The organism is Micromonospora violae, from assembly GCF_004217135.1.
In the GTDB taxonomy this organism is placed as follows: Bacteria; Actinomycetota; Actinomycetes; order Mycobacteriales; family Micromonosporaceae; genus Micromonospora; species Micromonospora violae.
Genome location: NZ_SHKK01000001.1, coordinates 937,706 through 958,895 on the forward strand (window position 1 = coordinate 937,706; position 21,190 = coordinate 958,895).

Genomic DNA, 21,190 nt, shown 5'->3' on the forward strand with positions numbered 1-21,190 from the left:
GGAGGTAGCGAGACATGAGGCGCTTGTTCTGGCTCGGTATCGGGGTGGCCGTCGGTGTGATCGTGGTCCGCAAGGCGACCCGGACCGCGCAGGCGTACACGCCGGCCGGCATCGCCAGCACGGTGACACAATCCGCTGGCGGGCTCGTCGAGTCGTTGCGTAGCTTCGTGGAGGACGTCCGGGTCGGGATGGCCGAACGCGAGCAGGAGATCCACCACGCGTTCGCCCAGGGCGAGGCGTTCGACGATCAGTTCGCCGACCTGCGGGAAGACCCGCGAATCGGCGATCGAAACATCTTTCCGGAGGAACACCAGCGATGAAGACGGCGGAGATCAAGCGGCGGTACCTCGCGCACTTCGAGGCGAATGGGCACACCGTGGTGCCGTCCGCTCCGCTGCCCGCCATCAGCGATCCGAACCTGTTGTTCGTCAACGCCGGCATGGTGCAGTTCGTCCCGTACTTCCTGGGTCAGCAGACCCCCGCGTACCAGCGGGCGGTCAGCGTGCAGAAGTGCATCCGTACCCCGGACATCGACGAGGTCGGCAAGACCAGCCGGCACGGCACGTTCTTCCAGATGAACGGCAACTTCTCCTTCGGTGACTACTTCAAGGCGGGCGCGATTCCGCTGGCCTGGGAGTTGTCCACGAAGCCGGTCGCCGAGGGTGGTTACGGGTTGGATCCGGAGCGGATCTGGCCGACGATCTACCTCGACGACGACGAGGCGTTCGAGATCTGGCGGTCGGTGGGGGTGCCGGCGGAGCGGATCGTGCGTCGGGGTAAGGCGGACAACTTCTGGTCGATGGGCATTCCGGGGCCGTGTGGTCCGTCGTCGGAGCTGTTCTACGACCGGGGTCCGGAGTACGGGCGTGAGGGTGGTCCGGCGGTCGACGAGGACCGCTACATGGAGTACTGGAACCTCGTGTTCATGCAGTTCGAGCGGGGTCCGGGTACGACCAAGGAGGATTACCCGATCCTGGGTGACCTGCCGGCGAAGAACATCGACACCGGCATGGGCCTGGAGCGGATGGCCTCGATCCTGCAGGGTGTCGACAACCTGTACGAGATCGACGAGGTCCGGCCGATCCTGGCCCGGGCGGCCGAGCTGACCGGCAAGCGGTACGGCGCGCACTCCGGGCACGTGGCCAGCGAGTCGCACCCGGACGACGTCCGGCTGCGGGTGATCGCGGATCACGTGCGGACCGCGCTGATGCTGATCGGCGACGGCGTGACCCCGTCGAACGAGGGTCGCGGTTACGTGCTGCGCCGGATCATGCGCCGGGCGATCCGTTCGATCCGGCTGCTCGGCTGGCAGGAGCGGGCACTGCCCGAGTTGCTGCCGGTGGCGCGGGACTGCATGTCCCCGTCGTACCCGGAGCTGGCGACCGACTTCGACCGGATCGCGGATTACGCGTACGCGGAGGAGGAGGCGTTCCTGTCCACCCTGCTTGCCGGCACGACGATCCTGGACACCGCGATCGCGGAGACCCGCACCGCGGGGGGCTCGGCGTTGTCCGGGGCGAAGGCGTTCCAGCTGCACGACACGTACGGCTTCCCGATCGACCTGACCCTGGAGATCGCGGCGGAGCAGGGCCTCACGGTCGACGATGAGGGGTTCCGGCGGCTGATGGCCGACCAGCGGACCCGGGCGAAGGCGGACGCGCAGGCCCGCAAGACGGGGCACGTCGACCTGTCGGCGTACCGGTCGGTGCTCGACGCGGGTGGGCCGGTGACGTTCACCGGGTACAGCGAGGTGTCCCGTGAGTCGACGGTGCGGGCGCTGCTCGGCGTCGACGGCCCGCGTCAGGCGGCGACCGAGGGCGACACCATCGAGTTGGTGCTGGACACGACCCCGTTCTACGCCGAGGGCGGTGGCCAGCAGCCCGACCAGGGCATGATCACGGTTGGTGGCGGGCAGGTCGAGGTGCTCGACGTGCAGCAGCCGGTGCCCGGCCTGATCGTGCACCGCGCCCGGGTGATCCGGGGTGAGGTACGCGCCGGTGAGGCCGGCTTCGCCGAGATCGACACGACCCGGCGTCGGGCGATCTCCCGGTCGCACACCGCCACCCACCTGGTGCACCAGACCATGCGTAACTTCCTCGGCGAGTCGGCCACGCAGGCCGGGTCGTTGAACGCGCCCGGTCGGCTCCGGTTCGACTTCAACACCCCGACCGGGGTGTCGCCCAGCGTCCTGCGGGACGTGGAGCAGCAGGTCAACGAGGTGCTCCTGGCTGACCTGGAGGTGCACGCCTTCATCACCTCGTTGGACGAGGCGCGGCGGATCGGCGCGATGGCGCTCTTCGGCGAGAAGTACGGCGAGGAGGTGCGGGTCGTCGAGGTGGGTGACTACGCCCGGGAGCTGTGCGGCGGCACGCACGTGGCGCGTTCGGCCCAGCTCGGCCTCGTGAAGATCCTCTCCGAGTCGTCGATCGGTTCCGGTGTGCGCCGGGTCGAGGCGCTGGTCGGCATGGACGCGTTCGGCTTCCTGGCCAAGGAGCACCTGCTGGTCTCCCGGCTGGCCGAGCTGTACCGGGTGCCCAACGATCAGGTCGCCGACCGGGTGGAGCAGACCGTCACCCAGCTTCGTGACGCCGAGAAGGAGCTGGAGAAGCTGCGCGCCCAGCTGGTGCTGGGTGGCGCGGCGGCGCTGGCGGCGCAGGCCAAGGACGTGCGCGGGGTCGCGTATGTGGGCACCGAGGCGCCGGAGGGCGCGGCCGGCAACGACGTGCGCACCCTGGCCCAGGAGATCCGCGGCAAGATCGACCCGGCGCGGCCGGCGGTCGTGGCGGTGGCGGCTCGATCGAACGGCAAGGCGTCCCTGGTGGTGGCGGTCAACGCGGCGGCGCGCAGCCGCGGCCTGGCCGCGTCGGATCTGGTGAAGGCGGCGTTCTCCGGGCGCGGTGGGGGAAGCCCCGACCTGGCCCAGGGCGGCGGTCTGCCCGCGGCCGAGGCACCGAACCTGCTGCTCACCGTCGAGAAGGCGATCACCGAGGCGTGATCAATCATTACTGTGGGTCAGGGCGGGCCATCTGGTCCGCCCTGGTTCGTACCCGGCCGGTGGTGACCGTCGGTGGCTGAGCTGACGCGTGGGGTGCGGATCGGCGTGGATGTCGGTCAGGTGCGGGTGGGTGTCTCCCGCTCGGACCCGGACGGGATCCTGGCGACGCCGCTGGTCACCCTGGCCCGCGATCTCACGGCGGCGCCGGACGCGGTGCCGAGCGACCTCGCCGAGCTGGCCGCGTTGGTGGCCGAGCACGAGGCGGTCGGGGTTGTCGTCGGCCTTCCGGTCAATCTCGCCGGCAAGCACGGCCCTGCGGCCGCCCACGTGAAGGCGTACGCTGACCGACTGGTCGATGTGATAGCGCCTGTCCCGGTAACGCTCACTGACGAGAGGATGTCGACCGTGGTCGCCTCTCGTAGGCTTGCCGAACGTGGCGTCCGAGGTAAACGTCAACGTGCGGTTGTCGATCAGGCGGCCGCGGTGGAGATCCTGCAGAGCTGGCTGGATGCGCAGCGGAGGCGGACGTAATGATCGACGATCTGGACCTTGGGTTCGACGAGCCGGAGCGGGGGGAGAAGGGCCGGCACCGGCGGGGCTTCCGCAAGCGCAAGAGCGGGTCCGGCGGCGGCCGGGGCAAGACATTCCTGGCGCTGCTGATGGCTCTGCTCCTGTTGGGCACCATCGGCGGCGGCGCGTTCTACGGCTTCGACCGCATCCAGAACTACTTCGTCACCCCCGACTATGACGGCAGCGGGAAGGGCGAGGTCACCGTCGAGATCAAGAACGGCGCGCTGCTCGCCGACATGGCCGACGCGCTCGTCGCGGCCGACGTGGTGAAGAGCCAGAAGGCCTTCATCGAGGCGGCCGAGGCCAACTCGCGCAGCAAGAACATCCAGCCGGGCACGTACAAGCTGCGCAAGCAGATGAGCGGCGCGAGCGCCATCACCGCGATGCTCGACCTGAAGAACAAGATCGTCAACGGGCTGACCATCCCCGAGGGTCGCACCGCCAAGAACATCTACAAGTTGCTCTCCCAGAAGACCAAGATCCCGGTCAAGGACTTCGAGACCGCCGCGAAGGACCCGGAGGCGCTCGGCGTCCCGGACTGGTGGTTCAAGCGCGACGACGGCAAGAAGGTCGTCAAGTCCATCGAGGGCTTCCTCTTCCCGGACACCTACGAGATCCCGCCGAAGGCCACCGCCGAGAGCATCCTCAAGCTGATGGTGACCCGATTCCTCTCGGTGACCGGGGAGATGAAGTTCGCCGACCGGGTGCAGGAGGAACGCAAGGTCAGCCCGTACGAGGCGCTCATCGTGGCGTCCCTCGCTCAGGCCGAGGCGGGCAACAAGGACGACCTGGGCAAGGTCGCCCGGGTGGCCTACAACCGGGTGTACGGCGAGTTCAACTGCAACTGCCTGGAGATGGACGTCACTGTCAACTACTACCTGGAGTCGATCGGCAAGCCGACCAAGACGTCCGGGCAGATGACGGCGGCCGAGCTGGACGACGAGAAGAACCCGTACAACCGCAAGCTGCGCGGCATGATCCCCACCCCGATCAACAACCCCGGCAAGGAAGCCCTGGACGGGGCGATGAACACGCCGCCGGGCAAGTGGCTCTACTTCGTGGCGATCGACAAGCAGGGCCACTCGGCTTTCGCCGAGACGTACGAGCAGCAGTTGCGCAACGAGGCCAAGGCGAGGGCGGCCGGGGTCATCAAATAGCGGGCAGGGCTGACGGTTCCCTTCCTGGTGGCGACCATAACTGCGGTCGCATCGGGAAGGGAGAGCCGTATGGGGGAGTGGGAAGTGATGTCGACAGTGACCGGGCCGCCGGCCCCGACCGGCGGTGATCGTGTCGACCCGTAGGGCCGCCGTGCTGGGCAAGCCGATCGCGCACTCCCTCTCCCCGGTGATCCACACCGCCGGCTACGCCGCCGCCGGGCTGACCGGGTGGTCGTACACCCGGATCGAGTGCGCGGCTGCGGAGCTGCCGGATCTGGTCGCCGGTTTGGGCCCGGAGTGGGCCGGGTTGTCGGTGACCATGCCGGGCAAGGAGGCGGCGCTCGCCGTGGCCGACGCCGTCTCGCCGGTCGCCGCCGCCGTCGGTGCGGCCAACACGTTGGTACGCCGTCCCGACGGCTCCTGGTATGCGGACAACACCGACGTCGCCGGCATGGTGCAGGTCCTGACCGACGCCGGCGTGACCGCCGGTGCCGCCGTGACGGTGCTCGGCGCCGGCGGGACGGCGCGCGCCGCGCTCGCGGCCGCCGCACAACTGGCCTGCTCGTCGGTGACGGTGGTGGCCCGTCGGCCGGAGGCCGTCGAGGAGTTGCGTCCGGTGGCGGACGCGCTGGGTGTCGTGCTGACGCCCGCCCGGTGGGCCGATGCGCCCGGGCGGTTCTCCACCGCCGACGTGGTCGTCTCCACGGTGCCGAAGGGGGTCGCCGACCCGTTGGCCGCCGTGGTGGCCTGGCGGCCGGGCGCGGTGTTCTTCGATGCACTGTACGACCCGTGGCCGACACCGCTGGCGACCGCCGCCGACGCGGCCGGTTGCCGGATCGTTTCCGGGCTGGATCTGCTGCTGGCCCAGGCGGTCGGGCAGTTCGAGCAGTTCACCGGGGTGGCCGCGCCCAGGGCGGCGATGGCCGCCGCGTTGGCTGCCGCTCGCGCCGCCTGAAGCAGCCGCACCTTAGCTGACGGTTAAGACGCGCTTACGGAAAACTGTCCTACCCCCGACATGCCCTGGTCATCGATACGCTGCTCACCGTTATGGACGCAGACACAGGGAGTTTCCTTGACCAGGCACGGACTGCACCGCATCACCCGGTTCCGTTCCGGACCCCGGCGTAAGGCGATTGCCATCGGCGTGGTCGGCGGTTCGGTGGTGGCCGGCATCGTGGCGACCATGATGCCGTTGCTGGCCAGCGACGACCTGTCGATCCGGGCGGCGGCCGACACCACCGCGACCACGGTGACGCAGGACGGTGACAACGCGGCCAAGACGACCCTGGCTACCTGCGCGACGCGCTGCGACGGCAACCCGCGCGGTGGCCGCGAGGCAGTCATCGAGTTCGCGGTGACCACGCTGCCGGCCGCTGCGGTCAACATCCGGGCGACGCTGCGGGTGCACGCCTGGCAGCAGTTCGCCGCCACGGTGACGGCGCACGCCTCGCCGCTGAGCGCCCGCGAGTCGCGGCCGCCCCTGACGCCGGCCGGTGCCGCGCTGGACAGCGTGACCAGTGTGTCCAAGGGCTTCAACGAGTGGGACATCTCCAAACTTGTCACCGGCAACGGCACCTGGACGGTCTCGTTGGCGCAGAGCGGCCTGGAGAGCCGGATCTACTGGGCGTCGGTCGAGAACCGCAACCCGGACCTGCGGCCCAGCCTGGTAATCAGCTACGACCTGGGGGCCCGGCCGTCGCCGGTGACGACCACCCGGCCGGCACCGCCGCCGTCACCGAGCCCGTCGCCGACCACCGCCGCACCGAAGCCGTCGCCGACCACCGCCCCGACCCGGACGGCGACCCCGAGCCCCAGCGGCACCCTGCCGGCCGGCAAGTGCGGGTCGGTCTCGGACAAGCTCGTCCCGTCCTGCGGCGCCTGGTGGGGCATGTACTCGCCCGCCGGGGCGTCCGGCGGTTGGGACCACGGCAAGGCCGTCGCCGACGTGGAAGCGCAGGTCGGGCGCAAGTTCGACATCGTGCACCGCTACCACGACTTCTCCAACGCGGGTAGCAACGGCGCCTTCCCCGACGTGTACGAACAGCAGCAGATGCGGGAAGGTCGGCTGATGTTCTTCGCCTGGGAGTCCCGCGACTTCTCCGCCGGCACCACCCTCAAGTGGTCCGATGTCTACAGCGGACGGCACGACCAGACCATCGACGCGGTCGCCGGCCGGATCCGCGCCACCGGCGTGCCGGTGTTCATCGGCTTCGACCACGAGCCGGAGGATGAGCCGAACAAGGGCAGCGACGCCGACTTCGTGCGTGCCTGGCGCTACGTCCACGAGCGGTTCGCCAACGCCGGCGCGTCCAACGCGGTCTGGGTCTGGACGATGATGGGCTGGTCCGGGCACTACTCCCGGTACGCCGGCCTGTACCCCGGTGACCGGTACGTGGACTGGGTGGCCTACGACCCGTACAACTTCCACGTCTGCAACGGCAGCACGGTGTGGAAGAGCCCGAGCACGACGGTCGGGGGCTTCTACCGGTGGTTGGACGAGAATGGCATCGGTGCCGGCAAGCCTCGGATGCTCGCCGAGTTCGGCACCAATTTCAACTCCGCCGACCTGGGCGCCAAGCAGCGCTGGTTCCAGGATTTCCCGGCGGCCCTGAAGGCGCACCCGAAGATCAAGGCGGCCATCTACTTCAACTCGGCCGGCATGACCAGCCGTACGTCGACCTGCGACATGACGATGAACCACGACGCCTCGGCGGTCGCCGGCTTCGCCAAGGCCGGGCAGGACCCTTATCTGCGGCAGCCCACCGGAGGTAGCCGCTGACGGTCGAAACGCACTGACGGCACGGCGGTTCGCCGGGGGTCGGGCATCCGATCCTCCGGCGTTCTGTCGGCTTGCGGATTCATGCACCGCCCAATCGGCGGATTTTGTTAACCAGGCTGGACGAGGCACGCTACCTCGGGTTCTCATCCAATCTGGAGGCGTAGCGTGCCCAAACTTCCGCACTCATGGCGTTTTGCAGGACGTCGTACTCGGGCGGGGATGGTCGCGTTGGCGATCACCGCCGCAGCTCTGGGCGTGCCCACCACCGCGTCGGCCGCTGTGGTTCCGGTCCCGACGACGGCGACTCTGGTGTCGGCGAACCCCGCCGACGCGACCCCGCACGCGCGAGACGGTGAGACCCGTGCCTTCGCGCAGGTGGGCAACACGGTCTTCGTCGGCGGCAGCTTCACCCAGCTCCGGCAGACCGCCAGCTCCGCGTGGATCACGCAGCGCTACCTCTTCGCGTACGACCGGACCACCGGCACCATGTCGACCACCTTCCTGCCGGTGCTCGACGGCGCGGTCAACACCCTCATCGCCGGCCCCGGCGGCACGCTGATCGTGGGTGGCGCCTTCAAGAACGTCAACGGCGTCTCGCGCAAGAACCTGGTGGCGCTCGACCCGTCGACCGGTGCGATCATCGACAGCTGGGTCGGGCGCTCCGACGGCGGCAACGTCCGTGACCTGGTGCTCAACGGCAACTGGTTGTACGTGGCCGGTGCGTTCAACTGGCTCAACGGCACCGCGCACGCCGGTCTCGCCCGGCTCAACGCGACCACCGGCGCGATCGACCCGAGCTTCACCATCGACGCCACCGTCGGGCGGCACGGCACCGCGTCGTACGTCTGGGCCATCGACGTCACGCCGGACGGCGACACGCTGGTCGTCGGCGGCAACTTCACCCTCGTCAACGGCCTGTCGCGCAACCAGATGGCGTTGGTGGACGTCTCCGGGACCCCCACGGTGCTCGACTGGAGCACCGACAAGTTCGTTCCGCCGTGCGCGTCGCCGGCGACCTTCGTGCACTACGTGCAGGACGTGCGGTTCGGTGGCGACGGCAGTTGGTTCGTGGTCGGCACCAACGGCGGCGGTGGCTGGCCGGCCGCGTACTGCGACGCCCTGGTTCGGTTCGAGACCGCGGCGCGGGGCAGCGGCCAGCTCGCCACCTGGGTCGACTTCACCGGCAACGACACCATCACCTCGGTCGAGGTGGCGGACAACGTGATCTACCTGGGCGGGCACTTCCGCTGGCTGAACAACCCGAACGCCAGCGACAAGGCCGGCACGGGCGCGATCGACCGGCTCGGCATCGCCGCCGTCACCCCGGCGACCGGTCTGCCGGTGAACTGGAACCCGCGCCGTAGCGGCAGTGCCTCGATGCCCTCGGGCACCAGCAACTGGGGTTCGTCGGTGCCGGTGCTCTGGCGCGGCTCGGACGGCCTCTACTTCGGGCACAACTCCGACGGTATGGGCGAGGAGTACCACGGTCGGCTCGGCATGTTCCCGGCTGCCGGCGGACGCACCATCGCCCCGAAGAACCCGCCGTCGGCCACCACCGGCAACCTCTACCTGGGCACCGGCTCGGGCACCCTGGCGAAGGTGCCGTTCGACGGCACCGCGCTGGGCACCGCGACCACGGTCAGCCAGCCCGCGTACACGGCGGCCGGTGCGACCTGGCGGGTGGACGACCGGATCTACTGGTCGCACACGGTGGCTGGCACGCCCACCGGTAGCCGGATCGACGTCTCGCTCTTCAACGGGGGCGCGATCGGCTCGCCGTGGGAGGCGTCCGGCTACAACGACTGGTACAACCCGGCGCTGCTGACCGGTGCCTTCTTCCTCGACGGCCGGCTCTACTACACCCGTACCGGGGCCAACAACCTCTACTACCGCTACTTCGAGATCGACGGCAACTACCTCGGTGCCACCGAGTTCACCCTGCCGAGCACCGGAGTGACCTGGTCGGCGGTGCGGGGCATGGCCTGGGTGGGTGGCAACATCGTCTACGGCTCCACCGACGGTGCGCTGCGGAGTGTGCCGTTCGACCCGACGGCCGCGCCGAGCGCGGTGGTCAACGGCACCGCGGCGACCGTCATCAGCAGTGCGACGCCCGAGTTGTCCTGGTCTACCCCATCGACGTTCTTCTCCGTACAGTAACGGTCAACGGTTCGTAACGGAGCATCGGTAGATTGTTCACGTTGGGCCGGTGGCGGGTACCACCGCCGCCGGCCCCGCGATGTGGGGGAGGGTCGTTGCACGGCGCCGCTGGCATCCGAACGAGACGTCTGGTGCGTCTGGTCTTCGCGGTCAAACGCGGCTGGTACAAGCTCCGTTACCGGCGGTTGACACTCGGCCGGGACGTGGAGATCCGCGGCCGGATCCGGTTGCGGCGCGGCGTGCGGGTCACCATCGGTGACCGCACCCGCTTGAACAAACTCGTCCGCTTCGCCGGCCCCGGCGAGGTACGCGTCGGCGCGGACTGCCTGCTCAACGCCACCTGGATCGGCACCTGGACGTCAGTGACAGTGGGAGACCGATGCCTCCTGTCGGACTGCGAGCTGCTCGACAACGACTTCCACAACCTGCCCCCCGAGCAGCGGCACGAACCGCCCGGCCCGCTCACCCGTGCCCCGATCGTCCTGGAGGACAACGTCTGGGTCGGTGCGCACGCCCTGGTCCTCAAGGGTGTGCGGGTCGGCCGGGACAGCGTCGTCGGAGCGGCCACGGTGGTCCGCACGGACGTAGCACCCGGCGTCGTGGTCGTCGGCAATCCTCAACAGACGGTGAAGAAGTTCCATGACTGATGCAGCGCCCGGCCCCTGGCCCACGGACGGACCGTCCGCCGGCACCTCGCGTGCCGTGACACTGACCGACCTGCTGCGGGTGCCGATGCACCGGTTGCGGTTGGTGGTGGCGGTCGCCATGGTCGGTCTGCTCGCCGCGCTCGGCTACGTGCTGCTGGTGCCGGCGGCGATGACCGCGAGCGCCGTGGTCGCGGTCCGGCCGGTGGTGACCGACGCCTTCACCCCCAGCGGCGCGGGTGCCGACCGCGCGGTCAACATGAACGTGGAGAGCGGCATCGCCACCGGCACCGAGGTGGTGCAGCGGCTCGCCAACTCGGCCGGCGGCGATCCCCGCGACATCCGCAACGCGCTCGAGGTCGAGGTGCCCACCGGTGGGCAGATCCTGCGCTTCAGTTACCAGGCGCGCGACGCGCACCAGGCCGTGCAGAGCGCCAACCTGGCCGCCGAGGCCTACCTGAGCGTGCGCCGGGCCATGTACGAGCAGCAGCGCGCCGAGATGCTGCGCTCCTACGACGAGAGCATCACGAAGGTCGTCGCCCAGCAGACCGCGTTGCAGAAGCGGGCGAACACCGCCAAGGACACCGCGGCCGGCGACGCGCTGGTGGCCGAGCTGTCCGGGATCAACAACCAGCTCACCCAGCTCAACGCCGCGCGTACCGAGATCGCGGCGGTCGACGTCAACCCCGGCTGGGTCACCCAGACCGCCGAGAAGGCGCTGGTCACCTCCGCCGGGCACCGGCCGCTCTATCTCGTCGCCGGCCTGCTCGGCGGGGCGCTGGTCGGCATCGTGCTGGCGTACCTCTGGGAGTCGACCGACCGGCGGGTCCGTTCGGTCGCCGACGGCCGGGACGCCTCCGGTCTCCCGCTGCTCGGCACGGTACGCCGACCGGCGTTCCGGGGCAGCCCTCGGGCGGTCGACGCCGACGTCCGGTACGTGGCGATGGCGGTCGCCGAGCGGGTCCGGCAACCCGCCCGGGTGGCGCTGGTCACCGCCCGGGAGGACGCCACCGCGCTCACCGCCGGCCTCGCGGTGGCGCTCGCCGTGGACGGCCGGGAGGTCTTCGTCGCCGACGACAGCGGACGGGTCGAGCGGCTGCGGGCCAGTGTGCTCGCCGACCGGGGGCGGCTGCCCATCGACCCGTCCCGGCCGCTGGTGCCCAAACCGCGACCCGCCGGCAGCACACCGGCCGCCGGTGCCGCCGCGGACACCCCGCCCGCCCGCCGACCCTCCCCGCACCCGCCCGGCGCTCGCCCGTCCACCGACCCGGACGCCACGCTGACGCTGCCCCGGGTGTCGTCCGCCCGCCCCGACAACGGTCGCGTCATCGGCCCGGACGAGGTCGCCGTGGGGATGGGCAGTGTCCGGTTCGGCACCTGGCGGCAGGGCGCGGACCACGGGCTGGTCCTGTTCAACGCCCCGCCGGCGGAGTCCGACGAGCGCGGTGTGGCCGTGGCCCGGCAGGGCAGCGCGGTGGTGGTCGTGGAGCGCGACCGCACCCGGCAGAGCGACCTGCGACGCCTGGTGGAGCGGCTGCGCGCCGCCGGGGTCACCCCGCTGGGCTTCGTGCTCACCCGCAACGGTCGGGCCTGAGCGTGTCGGTGACCCGCGCCCCGGCGACCGAACCACCGCCCGGGGGCGCTTCGGCGGAGGTCGCGCCGCTGCCGCCGTCCGCGCCGCCACAGCTGCCGCTCTGGCCGCTGTCGATGATGTTCGGCCTGGTGCCGCTCTGGTGGCTGCTCGGTGCGTTCTACCTCGGCTGGCCACTGCTGGGTGCGCTGCTGCTCGCGTTGCTGCTCACCCGGGGGCGGGTGCCGCTGCCGCCGGCGGTCGGCATCTGGCTGCTCTTCCTCGCCATCGTGGTGGTCAGCGCCACCCAGCTGTCGTCGCCCGCCTCGCTGCTCACCTTCGCCCTGCGGCTGGCCTTCTACCTGACCGCGCTGGTGGTCGGCGTCTACGTCTACGCCGCCGCCCGGGAACGCGCCAGCCTGGTGGCCGTGCTCACCCCGCTCTGCGCGTTCTGGTTCGGGCTGGTGGCGCTGGGCTGGCTCGGGGTGCTGGTGCCCCGGCTGGCCATGACGACGCCGATGGAGGTGCTGCTGCCCGGCGGGGTGGCCAGCACCCCGTTCATCCAGGACATGGTGCACCTGACCACCGCCGAATACAGCGCCCGTTCGCTCAACCCGATCTTCCGGCCGGCCGCGCCGTTCGCGTACACCAACAACTACGGCAGCGCGTACGCCATGACCCTGCCCTGTGTGGTGGCCTTCGCGATGCTGCGCCGGCAGGGGGTGCTGCGCTGGGCGTTGCTGGCGTCGCTGCCGCTGTCGCTGGCGCCGGCGTTCCTCACCCTCAACCGGGCGATGTTCCTCAGCCTCGGCGCCGGCCTGGCGGTGCTCGGGGTGCGGGCCAGCCTGCGCGGCAACGTCCGGGTGGCCGCGTCCATCGTCGGGGTGGTGGTGATCGGCGGGCTGGCCACGTTCTTCATCCCGATCACCGAGCTGATCAACAAGCGGGTCGACTCCAGCGACACCAACACCGACCGGCTCTCGCTCTACACCGAGGTGATCCGCCGGGTGCAGGAGTCGCCGTGGTTGGGCTACGGCGCTCCGGTCAACGTCGACACCGTCTCGGCGGCCGCGCCGATCGGCACCCAGGGGCAGTTGTGGATGGTGCTGTTCAGCCACGGCGTACCGGCGCTCATCTGTTTCCTGGCCTGGTTCGTCGCCGCCGCGGTGATCTGCGCCCGGGCGACCTCGGCGGCCGGGCAGTGGCTGGCGGTGGTGCCGGTGGTCTGTCTCGTGCAGATCCCGTTCTACGGCATGGCGAACCAGAACCTGGCGGTCGCGTTCTTCGCGGTCGCCTTCGCGATGGCGCTGGCAGAACGCGAACGGCTGACCCGGTTGGCCGGGTCGCCTCCGACGGTGGCGCCGACCGCGCCGGTGCCGGCATGACCGCCGCCACCCGGCCGCCGGCCGGGGCCGACGAGAGCCAGCCGCCCGCCGTCGCGTCGGAGCAGGCCACCCCGTCGCCCGCCGGTGACTCCGGGTCGGCCGAGACCCGCCGCAGCGCGCGCAGCGGCGTGGCCGGCCTGCTCGGCGCGGCCACCAGCGGGTTGTTCGGGTTCGTGCTGGCCGTCGTGATCACCCGGGCGTACGGCACGGCCGGCGCGGGCGCGTTCTTCGCCGCGATCGGGGTGGTCACCGTGGCCACCGCGATCTGCACGCTCGGCGCGGAGACCGGTCTGATGTGGGCGCTGCCCCGCCGCAGCGCCGGCGTACGCGGTGACGCGGCCCGGGTCCTCCCGGTGGCGCTGATCCCGCCGCTGCTGACCGGGCTGCTGGTCGCCGGCGTGGGTGTGCTGGCCGCCGACGCGCTCGCGCCCCGACTGCTGCGCGGCTCCGGCGCGAGCGGCCACGCGCTGCTCACCGTCACGTTCGCCGCGGTGCCGGTGGTCGTCGCGATGACCCTGCTGCTGGCCGCGCTGCGCTGCGTGCGGCCCATCCGGGCGTACGTCGGGGTGCAGTTCCTGCTGCTGCCGGTCGCCCGACCGGTGCTGGTCGGCGCCGCCGCGCTGGCCGGTGGTGGGCTGCTGGCCGGCATGAGCGGCTGGTTGGTGCCGGCGGCGTTGGCGCTGCTGGCGTGCCTCATCCTGGTCGCCGGCCCGCTCGGGCTGGGCCGGGGCGCGGCGCTGCGTCCGCGCCGCGGCGACTGGTCGACGTTCTGGCGTTTCGCGCTGCCCCGGGCCGCCTCGGCGGCGATCGACGCCGGCAGCATGTGGGTGGGTGTGCTGCTCACCTCGGTGCTGGCGGGGCCGGCGGACGCTGGCGTGTTCGGTGCCGTCGGCCGGTACGTGCTGGCTGGTCAGCTGGCCATGCAGGGGTTGCGGGTGGCGGTGTCTCCGCAACTGTCCCGGCTGCTCGGGCGGGGCGAGCGGGGCGCGGCGGCGGCCGTGCACCGGCAGTTGACCACCTGGGGGCTGGTGCTGTCCTGGCCGGTGTACCTGCTGCTGGCGGTCTTCGCGTTGGCCTTCCTCCAGCTGTTCGGGCCGGAGTTCACCGCCGGGGTGCCGGCCATGACGGTGCTCGCGGTGGCGATGTTGGTCAACACCGGAGTGGGCAACGTGCAGAGCCTGCTCCTGATGGGCGGGCGCAGCGGGCTGCACCTGGTCGCCACCGTGGCCGGGTTGACGATGACCGTCTCGCTGGGTCTCTGGCTGATCCCCGACCACGGCGCGACGGGCGCGGCGGTGGCCTGGGCGGCCGGCATCGCCACCGAGAACCTCACCGTCGCCGGGTTCGCCCGGTCGGTGGTGCGGGAGCCGCTGTTCGACGCCGCGATGGTGCGGGCCGCGGTGGCCACCATCGCCGGTGTGGGCCTGGCCGCCGGTGTCGGCGTGCTGGTGGGCGGTCGCGGCCTGCCCGGCCTCGCGGTGGCGCTGGCGGTGCTGCTGGCCGGCTGCGTCGGCATGTTGACGTTGCCCCGGGTACGAGCCGGCATCCGGGGGACCATGAGGCAGATCCGTGGAGGGGACAACGCGGCCGCGGCCGCCAGGCCCACCTCGGCATCGACGAGAGGCAGGTGAGGTTCGTCGTGGTGTCCATCCGTGACCGGGTCAAGCAGCTGGTTCCGACCCAGGTGACCACCCGGGTGAAGGAGTCGCTGGTCGACTACGGCGTTCGCACCAGCGATCGCCGGCCGCTGCCGGACTTCCTGATCATCGGAACGAAACGGGGCGGCACCACCTCCCTGTGGAACTACCTCATCCAGCACCCGTTGGTGCCCCGGCTCTTCCCGGCGTGGAACACCAAGTCCGCGCACTACTTCGAGGAGCACTGGGGTCGCGGCGAGGCCTGGTACCGTTCGCACTTCCCGACCGAACGGCAGCGCGAGGCCCTGTCCAAGCGGCACGGCGGGCCGGCCCGGGTCGGTGAGGCCGCCCCGCTGTACATGTTCCACCCGCTCGCCGCGCAGCGGGTCGCCGCGCTGATGCCGACGGTGAAACTCATCGTGCTGCTGCGCGACCCGGTGGAGCGGGCGTACTCGCACTGGAAGGAACGCCGCACCCACGGCATCGAACCACTGGACTTCGCCGCCGCCCTCGCCGCCGAGCCGGAGCGTACGGCGGGGGAGCGCGAGCGGTTGATCGCCGAGCCGGAATCGTTCAGCGAGCCGTACGACTGGTACACGTACCGGGCCCGGGGGCGTTATCTGGAGCACCTGGAGCCGTGGCTGGAGCGCTTCGCCCGGGAGCAGATCCTCTTCCTGCCCAGCGAGGACCTGTACCGCGACTCGCGCGCGACCTACCGGCGCACCCTGGACTTCCTCGGCCTGCCGGCGTACGACCTGCCCAACTTCAAGGTCTACAACGACCGGCGCTCGGCACCGTTGGAGCCCACGGTGCGCGCCGAGCTGACCGACTACTACCGACCGTACAACGACGCGTTGCGTGCGCGGCTCGGGCTGGACCTCGACTGGGCGGACCGGGCGGCGTGACGTCGCGGGTGGGGCCGGTGACCGACCCGCGGTCGCGGGTGGACGGTCTGGGTTGGGTGAGCCGCGCGGTGTTCCCGGACGACCGGGTCGGCCTGACCGTGGCCGGCCCCCCGCCGGCCGGCCACCAGGCGGTGGCCCGGTACGCGGTGGTGCCGTCGGTCGCCCGGGCCCGGTTCCTGGTGCCGTTGGGCGCGCCCCGCGCCGGTGCGGCCTCGCTGCTGGCGTACAACGCCCTGCGGCCACCGAAGGTACGCGCGCTGCGGGCGGTGCTCGGCGGGTTGGCCCGGTTCGGCCGGGTGGGGCTCGCACCCTTTCCGACGTTGACCGTCTCGGTGCCGGCCGGGGTGCCGGCCGTGGAGCTGCTGCTGAGCGAGCGGCTCTCCGCCGATCTGGGTGACGCGCCGCTGCTGGCCGCGTTCGGGGTCCGCCCACCCGACCCGAACGGCAAACCGACCCTGCAACTGTTCAGCAGCGACGGACGGCCCCGGGGTTACGCGAAGATCGGCTGGAACGACGCGACCCGGGCGCTGGTCAGCGCGGAGGCGGCGGCGCTGCGGGCGTTGCGCGCGGTGGTCGGTGTCGCCGACCACCCGACGCCGCCGAGGCTGCTCACTGAGACGGCGTGGGCGGGCCAGGTGGTCGCGGTGATCGAGCCGTTGCCCCCGGCGGTACGCGGGGTGCCGGTGGACGACCCGCCGCGGATCTCGGCGCTGCTCGCGGTCGCCCGACGGGGCGGCCCGGCGGGCGCGCCTCGACCGCTGGCCGGCTCGACCTTCCTGCACCGGCTGGCCGATCAGGCCGGCCGGGCCGCCGCGACCGAGCCCGCCGGTGCGCGGGCGGTCGCCGCGGTCTCCGCGTTGGCCCGCCGGCATGGCGACACCAGCGTCGAGTTCGGTCACTGGCATGGTGACTGGGTGCCGTGGAACCTGGGCTGGCACGCCGGCCGGCTGGTCGCCTGGGACTGGGAGCACAGTGGGCCGGACGTGCCGGTCGGTTTCGACCTGGCGCACGACGCGTTCCAGCGGGCACTCGTGCTGCGGGGGGAGCCGGCGGACGTCGCCGCGTCGGCGGTCGACGCGTATCTGAGCCGGCACGGTGAGCGGCTCGGCCTCGACGCCGCGCAGCGGCGGCTCGTCGCCGACGCGTACCTGGTGGAGATGTGGTTGCGGACCTGGCGCCTGGCCGACGCGGGCGCGGGCTGGAACGCCGCGCTGCATCCCGCACTCTTGGACGTCATCGAGAAAAGACATAGCGGCTGATCGGGAGGAATCGCGGCGTCGGAGGCGCGCCGCAGAGTGACGACAAAATCGCAGGTGGTGATGACCGTCGATGGGACCTCGGACGTTCGGTGCGCCGAACCGCCCGCTGCGGAGATGGTCAGCTCGGCCGGTCGCGCTATTCAACGACCGGGCGTCGTGTGATCTGCTTCTGCCTGGCGTGAACTGAAATTCCAAGCGAACTTGTGGGGAGTCGCGTGGACACGAACAACGACGACAGCGCGGCGCCGGTGGTGCTGCTGGTCGGCTCCAGCGGCGGCCATCTGGCCCAGCTGCTGGCTCTGCGACCCTGGTACGAAGAGCGGCGGCGCTGCTGGGTCACCTTCGACACCCCGGAGGCGGTGTCGCTGCTGGCCGGCGAGGACCTGGTGCCGGCGCACCACCCGACCACCCGCAACGTGCCGAACCTGCTGCGCAACGCGCTGCTGGCCTGGCGGGTGCTGCGGGCCCGGCGGGTCGCCGCCGTGGTCACCACCGGCGCCGGGGTGGCGGTGCCGTTCGTGGTCCTGGCCCGGTTGCGGCGCATCCCGACCGTCTACATCGAGGTGTACGACCGGATCGACACCCCGACGTTGACCGCTCGGCTCTGCCGGCCGTTCCTGTCCGCGATGCTCGTGCAGTGGGACGAACAGCGCCGGCAGTACCCCGAGGCGACAGTCGTCGGGACGCTGCTGTGACCGGCGAGACGGGCACCGCCCGGCGTCCGCAGCCCCGGCCGAGCGCCGACGCGGCCCGCCTGCCGCGCCAACGCGACAGCTCGGCGGTCGCCCAGCTCCGACTGCTGGCCGCGGTGGGCACCGACAAGCACCGCTTCGACCGGCTCGTCGACTGGTTGGCGCAGTGGCACGCGCAGGCCACCGGCCCGATCACGCTGACCGTGCAGCACGGGCACACGAACGCGCCCCAGCTGCCCGGGGCGGTGCCGTTCCTGGGCCACGACGCGTTGCAACAGGCGATGATCGACGCGGACCTGGTGGTCTGCCACGGTGGTCCGGCGACCATCCTGGAGGCCCGCCGACACGGCCACCTGCCGATCGTGGTGCCCCGCGATCCGGCCCGCGGCGAGCACGTCGACAACCACCAGCTCCTCTTCGCCCGCCGGCTCGGCGCGGCCGGGCTGGTGGCGCTCTGCGAGACCCGGGAGGCGCTGCACGAGGCGTTGACCGCCGGGGCGGCCGACCCGTCCCGGTACGCGGTGGCCGCCGACCCGGACGCGCACGAGGCGCGACGGGCGGCGGTGGCCCGGGTCGGGCAGATCGTCGACGACCTGGTGACCCGCTCGACCCCGCGCCCACCCCGGTGGCGGGTCTGGTCCCGGCCCCGCCCGGGTACGGAGGAGATTCGATGACCCAGCAGCCGAGCGTCAGCGTCGTGGTGCCCACCCGGGACCGCCCCGAGCTGCTGCGGGCCGCGGTGCGCGCGATCCTGGCCCAGGACTACCCGGGCCCGATCGAGGTCGTGGTGGTGTTCGACCAGTCCGCGCCGGACGAGTCGCTGACCGAGCTGGGGAGCGCCCCGGCCCGTGCGGTACGGGTGATCCGCAACGTCCGTACCCCCGGGTTGGCGGGTGCGCGCAACAGCGGAACCCTCGCGGCCGAGGGTGAGCTGGTCGCGTTCTGCGACGACGACGACGAGTGGCTGCCCGGCAAGCTGGCGGCCCAGGTCGTCGCGCTGGCCGGCGAGCCGGCCGCCGAGTTCGTCTGCTGCGGCATCCGGGTCAGCTATGACGGGCACACCGTCGACCGGGTGCTCGACAAGGACCGGATCACCCTGGACGACCTGCTCCGCGACCGGATGACGGAGCTGCACCCGTCGACGTTCCTGATCCGCGCCAGCGCGCTGCGCGACGGGTTCGGGTTGGTCGACGAGGAGATCCCGGGCAGCTACGCGGAGGACTACGAGTTCCTGCTCCGGGCCGCGCGCAGCGCGCCGCTGATCAACCTGCGGACCCCGTCGGTGCTGGTGCGCTGGCACAAGCGCTCGTACTTCGCGCAGCGCTGGGACACCATCTCCGAGGCGTTGCAGTGGTTGCTCCAGCGTTACCCGGAGTTCGCCAGCCAACCGGCCGGCGAGGCACGGGTGGCCGGGCAGATCGCGTTCGCCCAGGCCGCCGCCGGCGACCGTCGGGGCGCGGTGCGGTGGGCCCGGCGCACCCTGCGCAGCAACCCCCGGGAGCCGCGCGCCTATCTGGCGCTCGCCGTCGCCGGTCGGGTGGTCCGGGCCGACGCGGTGCTGCGCACCCTGCACAAGCGCGGTCGGGGGATCTGAGCCGCCGCCCGCGCGAGCGGGTGGCGGCGTCCGCAGGGCGGGACGCCCCGGGGAGCGCGCCGCGCCGGTGGCCCGTCGTGACAGACTGACCGCTGTGTTGCGCTGGTTGACTGCAGGTGAATCGCACGGTCCCGCCCTCATCGCGATGCTGGAGGGGGTGCCGGCCGGCATCGAGGTGACCACCACCGAGATCGCCGACGAGCTGGCCCGTCGGCGGCTCGGCTATGGCCGGGGTGCCCGGATGTCGTTCGAGCGGGACGAGGTCGAGCTGCTCGGCGGCCTGCGGCACGGCGTCACCCTGGGCAGCCCGGTGGCCATCCGGGTGGGCAACTCCGAGTGGCCGAAGTGGCAGACCGTGATGGCCGCCGACCCGGTCGACCCGGACGAGCTGGCCCGGCAGGCCCGCAACGCCCCGCTGACCCGCCCCCGGCCGGGCCACGCCGACCTGGCCGGCATGCAGAAGTACGGCCACACCGACGCCCGTCCGATCCTGGAACGCGCCAGCGCCCGGGAGACCGCCGCCCGGGTGGCCGTCGGCACGGTCGCCAAGGCGCTGATCCGGCAGGCGCTCGGCATCGAGATCGTCTCGCACGTCGTCGAGTTGGGCCCGGTGGCCGCGAAGCCCGGCCTACGCCCCACGCCGTCCGACGCCGCCCGGATCGACGCCGACCCGCTGCGCTGCCTCGACCCGGAGGCCAGCGCCCTGATGGTCGCCGAGGTCGATGCCGCGAAGAAGGCCGCCGACACCCTCGGCGGCGTCGTCGAGGTGCTGGCGTACGGGGTGCCGCCGGGGCTGGGCAGCCACGTGCAGTGGGACCGCAAGCTCGACGCCCGGCTCGCCACCGCGCTGATGTCCATCCAGGCGATCAAGGGCGTGGAGATCGGCGACGGCTGGCAGCAGGCCCGGTCCCGCGGCTCGTCGGCGCACGACGAGATCATCCCGTCGGCCACCGGCGTCCGTCGGGTCACCGACCGGGCCGGCGGGCTGGAGGGTGGCATCACCACCGGTGAGCCGCTGCGGGTCCGTGCCGCGATGAAGCCGATCTCCTCGCTGAACCGTGCCCTCTCCACCGTGGACGTCGCCACCGGCGAGCCGGCCACCGCGATCAACCAGCGCTCCGACGTCTGCGCGGTGCCCGCCGCGGCGGTGGTCGCCGAGGCGATGGTGGCGCTGGTGCTCGCCGAGGCGGCGACCGAGAAGTTCGGCGGAGACTCGATCGCCGAGATCCGCCGCAACCTGGCCGGATACCTCGACGCGCTGGTCATCCGCTGATGGCGCCGGTCGTCGTGCTGGTCGGCGCGCCCGGCTGCGGCAAGACCACCGTCGGCCGGGCGCTCGCGGCCACCCTCGGCGTGGAGTTCCGCGACACCGACACCGACATCGAGCAGATGGCCGGCAAGCCGATCCCGGAGATCTTCATCGACGAGGGTGAGGCGCACTTCCGTACCCTGGAACGGGCCGCCGTGGCCGCGGCGCTGGCGGCCGGCACGGGCGTGCTCGCCCTCGGCGGCGGCGCGGTGCTGGCCGAGGAGACCCGGGCGGCGCTGGTCGGGCACCGGGTGGTGCACCTGTCGGTCGAGCTGCCCGACGCGGTCAAGCGGGTCGGGCTCGGCGCCGGTCGGCCGTTGCTGGCGATCAACCCCCGGGCCACCCTCAAGCACCTGCTGGACCAGCGCCGACCGCTCTACGCCGAGGTGGCCACCGAGACCGTGGTCACCGACGGCCAGACCCCGGCAGCGGTGGTCGCCGAGATCGCCGCGCTGCTGCCCCGCTGACCCCACCCCCACCCGCCCCACCCCACCCCGCCCCCGCCCCCGCCCCAACCCCGTCGATCATGGAGTTGTG

18 protein-coding genes are annotated in these 21,190 nt (G+C 71.9%); all 18 read left to right on the top strand.

Going from position 1 to position 21,190, the window contains the following annotated elements:
- Nucleotides 1–14 precede the first annotated feature (14 nt).
- Nucleotides 15–320 carry a hypothetical protein gene (locus EV382_RS04170; protein ID WP_130400318.1) on the top strand — a complete coding sequence of 102 codons (306 nt, stop codon included), beginning with the start codon at nucleotides 15–17 and terminating at the stop codon, nucleotides 318–320.
- A complete protein-coding gene (alaS, locus tag EV382_RS04175) occupies nucleotides 317–2,995 on the top strand; it encodes an alanine--tRNA ligase (RefSeq protein WP_130400319.1) in 2,679 nt (892 codons plus the stop codon). The genes EV382_RS04170 and alaS overlap by 4 nt, the downstream gene beginning before the upstream one ends.
- A gap of 72 nt (nucleotides 2,996–3,067) precedes the next feature.
- A complete protein-coding gene (gene ruvX / locus EV382_RS04180; protein ID WP_124857577.1) occupies nucleotides 3,068–3,526 on the top strand; it encodes a Holliday junction resolvase RuvX in 459 nt (152 codons plus the stop codon).
- Nucleotides 3,526–4,722 (top strand): endolytic transglycosylase MltG, encoded by a 1,197-nt coding sequence (mltG, locus tag EV382_RS04185; RefSeq protein WP_130400320.1) that lies wholly within the window; start codon nucleotides 3,526–3,528, stop codon nucleotides 4,720–4,722. Before ruvX ends, mltG begins: the two co-directional genes overlap by 1 nt.
- Nucleotides 4,723–4,849: 127 nt before the next feature.
- A complete protein-coding gene (locus EV382_RS04190; protein WP_130408427.1) occupies nucleotides 4,850–5,677 on the top strand; it encodes a shikimate dehydrogenase in 828 nt (275 codons plus the stop codon).
- A 117-nt stretch (nucleotides 5,678–5,794) separates the two neighbouring features.
- Nucleotides 5,795–7,501: a glycoside hydrolase gene (locus EV382_RS04195; protein WP_130400321.1), complete on the top strand. Its 1,707-nt coding sequence runs from the start codon at nucleotides 5,795–5,797 to the stop codon at nucleotides 7,499–7,501.
- A 219-nt stretch (nucleotides 7,502–7,720) separates the two neighbouring features.
- On the top strand, nucleotides 7,721–9,658 hold the full coding sequence (locus EV382_RS04200) for a delta-60 repeat domain-containing protein (RefSeq protein ID WP_130400322.1): 1,938 nt from the start codon (nucleotides 7,721–7,723) through the stop codon (nucleotides 9,656–9,658).
- Between the two features lie 128 nt (nucleotides 9,659–9,786).
- Nucleotides 9,787–10,305 (top strand): acyltransferase, encoded by a 519-nt coding sequence (locus tag EV382_RS04205; protein WP_208758559.1) that lies wholly within the window; start codon nucleotides 9,787–9,789, stop codon nucleotides 10,303–10,305.
- Entirely contained in the window at nucleotides 10,298–11,896 is a 1,599-nt protein-coding gene (locus tag EV382_RS04210; RefSeq protein WP_130400323.1) for a lipopolysaccharide biosynthesis protein, read from the top strand. Before EV382_RS04205 ends, EV382_RS04210 begins: the two co-directional genes overlap by 8 nt.
- 68 nt (nucleotides 11,897–11,964) lie before the next feature.
- Nucleotides 11,965–13,257 carry an O-antigen ligase family protein gene (locus EV382_RS04215; protein WP_425271968.1) on the top strand — a complete coding sequence of 431 codons (1,293 nt, stop codon included), beginning with the start codon at nucleotides 11,965–11,967 and terminating at the stop codon, nucleotides 13,255–13,257.
- On the top strand, nucleotides 13,254–14,888 hold the full coding sequence (locus tag EV382_RS04220) for a lipopolysaccharide biosynthesis protein (protein WP_130400324.1): 1,635 nt from the start codon (nucleotides 13,254–13,256) through the stop codon (nucleotides 14,886–14,888). Before EV382_RS04215 ends, EV382_RS04220 begins: the two co-directional genes overlap by 4 nt.
- An 8-nt stretch (nucleotides 14,889–14,896) precedes the next feature.
- Entirely contained in the window at nucleotides 14,897–15,799 is a 903-nt protein-coding gene (locus EV382_RS04225; RefSeq protein ID WP_130408433.1) for a sulfotransferase domain-containing protein, read from the top strand.
- Nucleotides 15,796–17,058, top strand: a complete 1,263-nt coding sequence (locus EV382_RS04230; protein WP_130400325.1) for a hypothetical protein — start codon at nucleotides 15,796–15,798, stop codon at nucleotides 17,056–17,058. The genes EV382_RS04225 and EV382_RS04230 overlap by 4 nt, the downstream gene beginning before the upstream one ends.
- 215 nt (nucleotides 17,059–17,273) lie before the next feature.
- Nucleotides 17,274–17,753, top strand: a complete 480-nt coding sequence (locus EV382_RS04235; protein WP_130400326.1) for a glycosyltransferase family 28 protein — start codon at nucleotides 17,274–17,276, stop codon at nucleotides 17,751–17,753.
- Nucleotides 17,750–18,424 carry a glycosyltransferase gene (locus EV382_RS04240; RefSeq protein ID WP_130400327.1) on the top strand — a complete coding sequence of 225 codons (675 nt, stop codon included), beginning with the start codon at nucleotides 17,750–17,752 and terminating at the stop codon, nucleotides 18,422–18,424. Before EV382_RS04235 ends, EV382_RS04240 begins: the two co-directional genes overlap by 4 nt.
- Nucleotides 18,421–19,344, top strand: a complete 924-nt coding sequence (locus EV382_RS04245; protein WP_130400328.1) for a glycosyltransferase family 2 protein — start codon at nucleotides 18,421–18,423, stop codon at nucleotides 19,342–19,344. Before EV382_RS04240 ends, EV382_RS04245 begins: the two co-directional genes overlap by 4 nt.
- A 94-nt stretch (nucleotides 19,345–19,438) precedes the next feature.
- The gene (gene aroC, locus EV382_RS04250) at nucleotides 19,439–20,617 is read left to right on the top strand and encodes a chorismate synthase (RefSeq protein WP_130400329.1); all 1,179 of its coding nucleotides are present in this window, start codon (nucleotides 19,439–19,441) and stop codon (nucleotides 20,615–20,617) included.
- Nucleotides 20,617–21,120 (top strand): shikimate kinase, encoded by a 504-nt coding sequence (locus tag EV382_RS04255; RefSeq protein WP_130400330.1) that lies wholly within the window; start codon nucleotides 20,617–20,619, stop codon nucleotides 21,118–21,120. Before aroC ends, EV382_RS04255 begins: the two co-directional genes overlap by 1 nt.
- The last annotated feature ends 70 nt before the right edge of the window (nucleotides 21,121–21,190 follow it).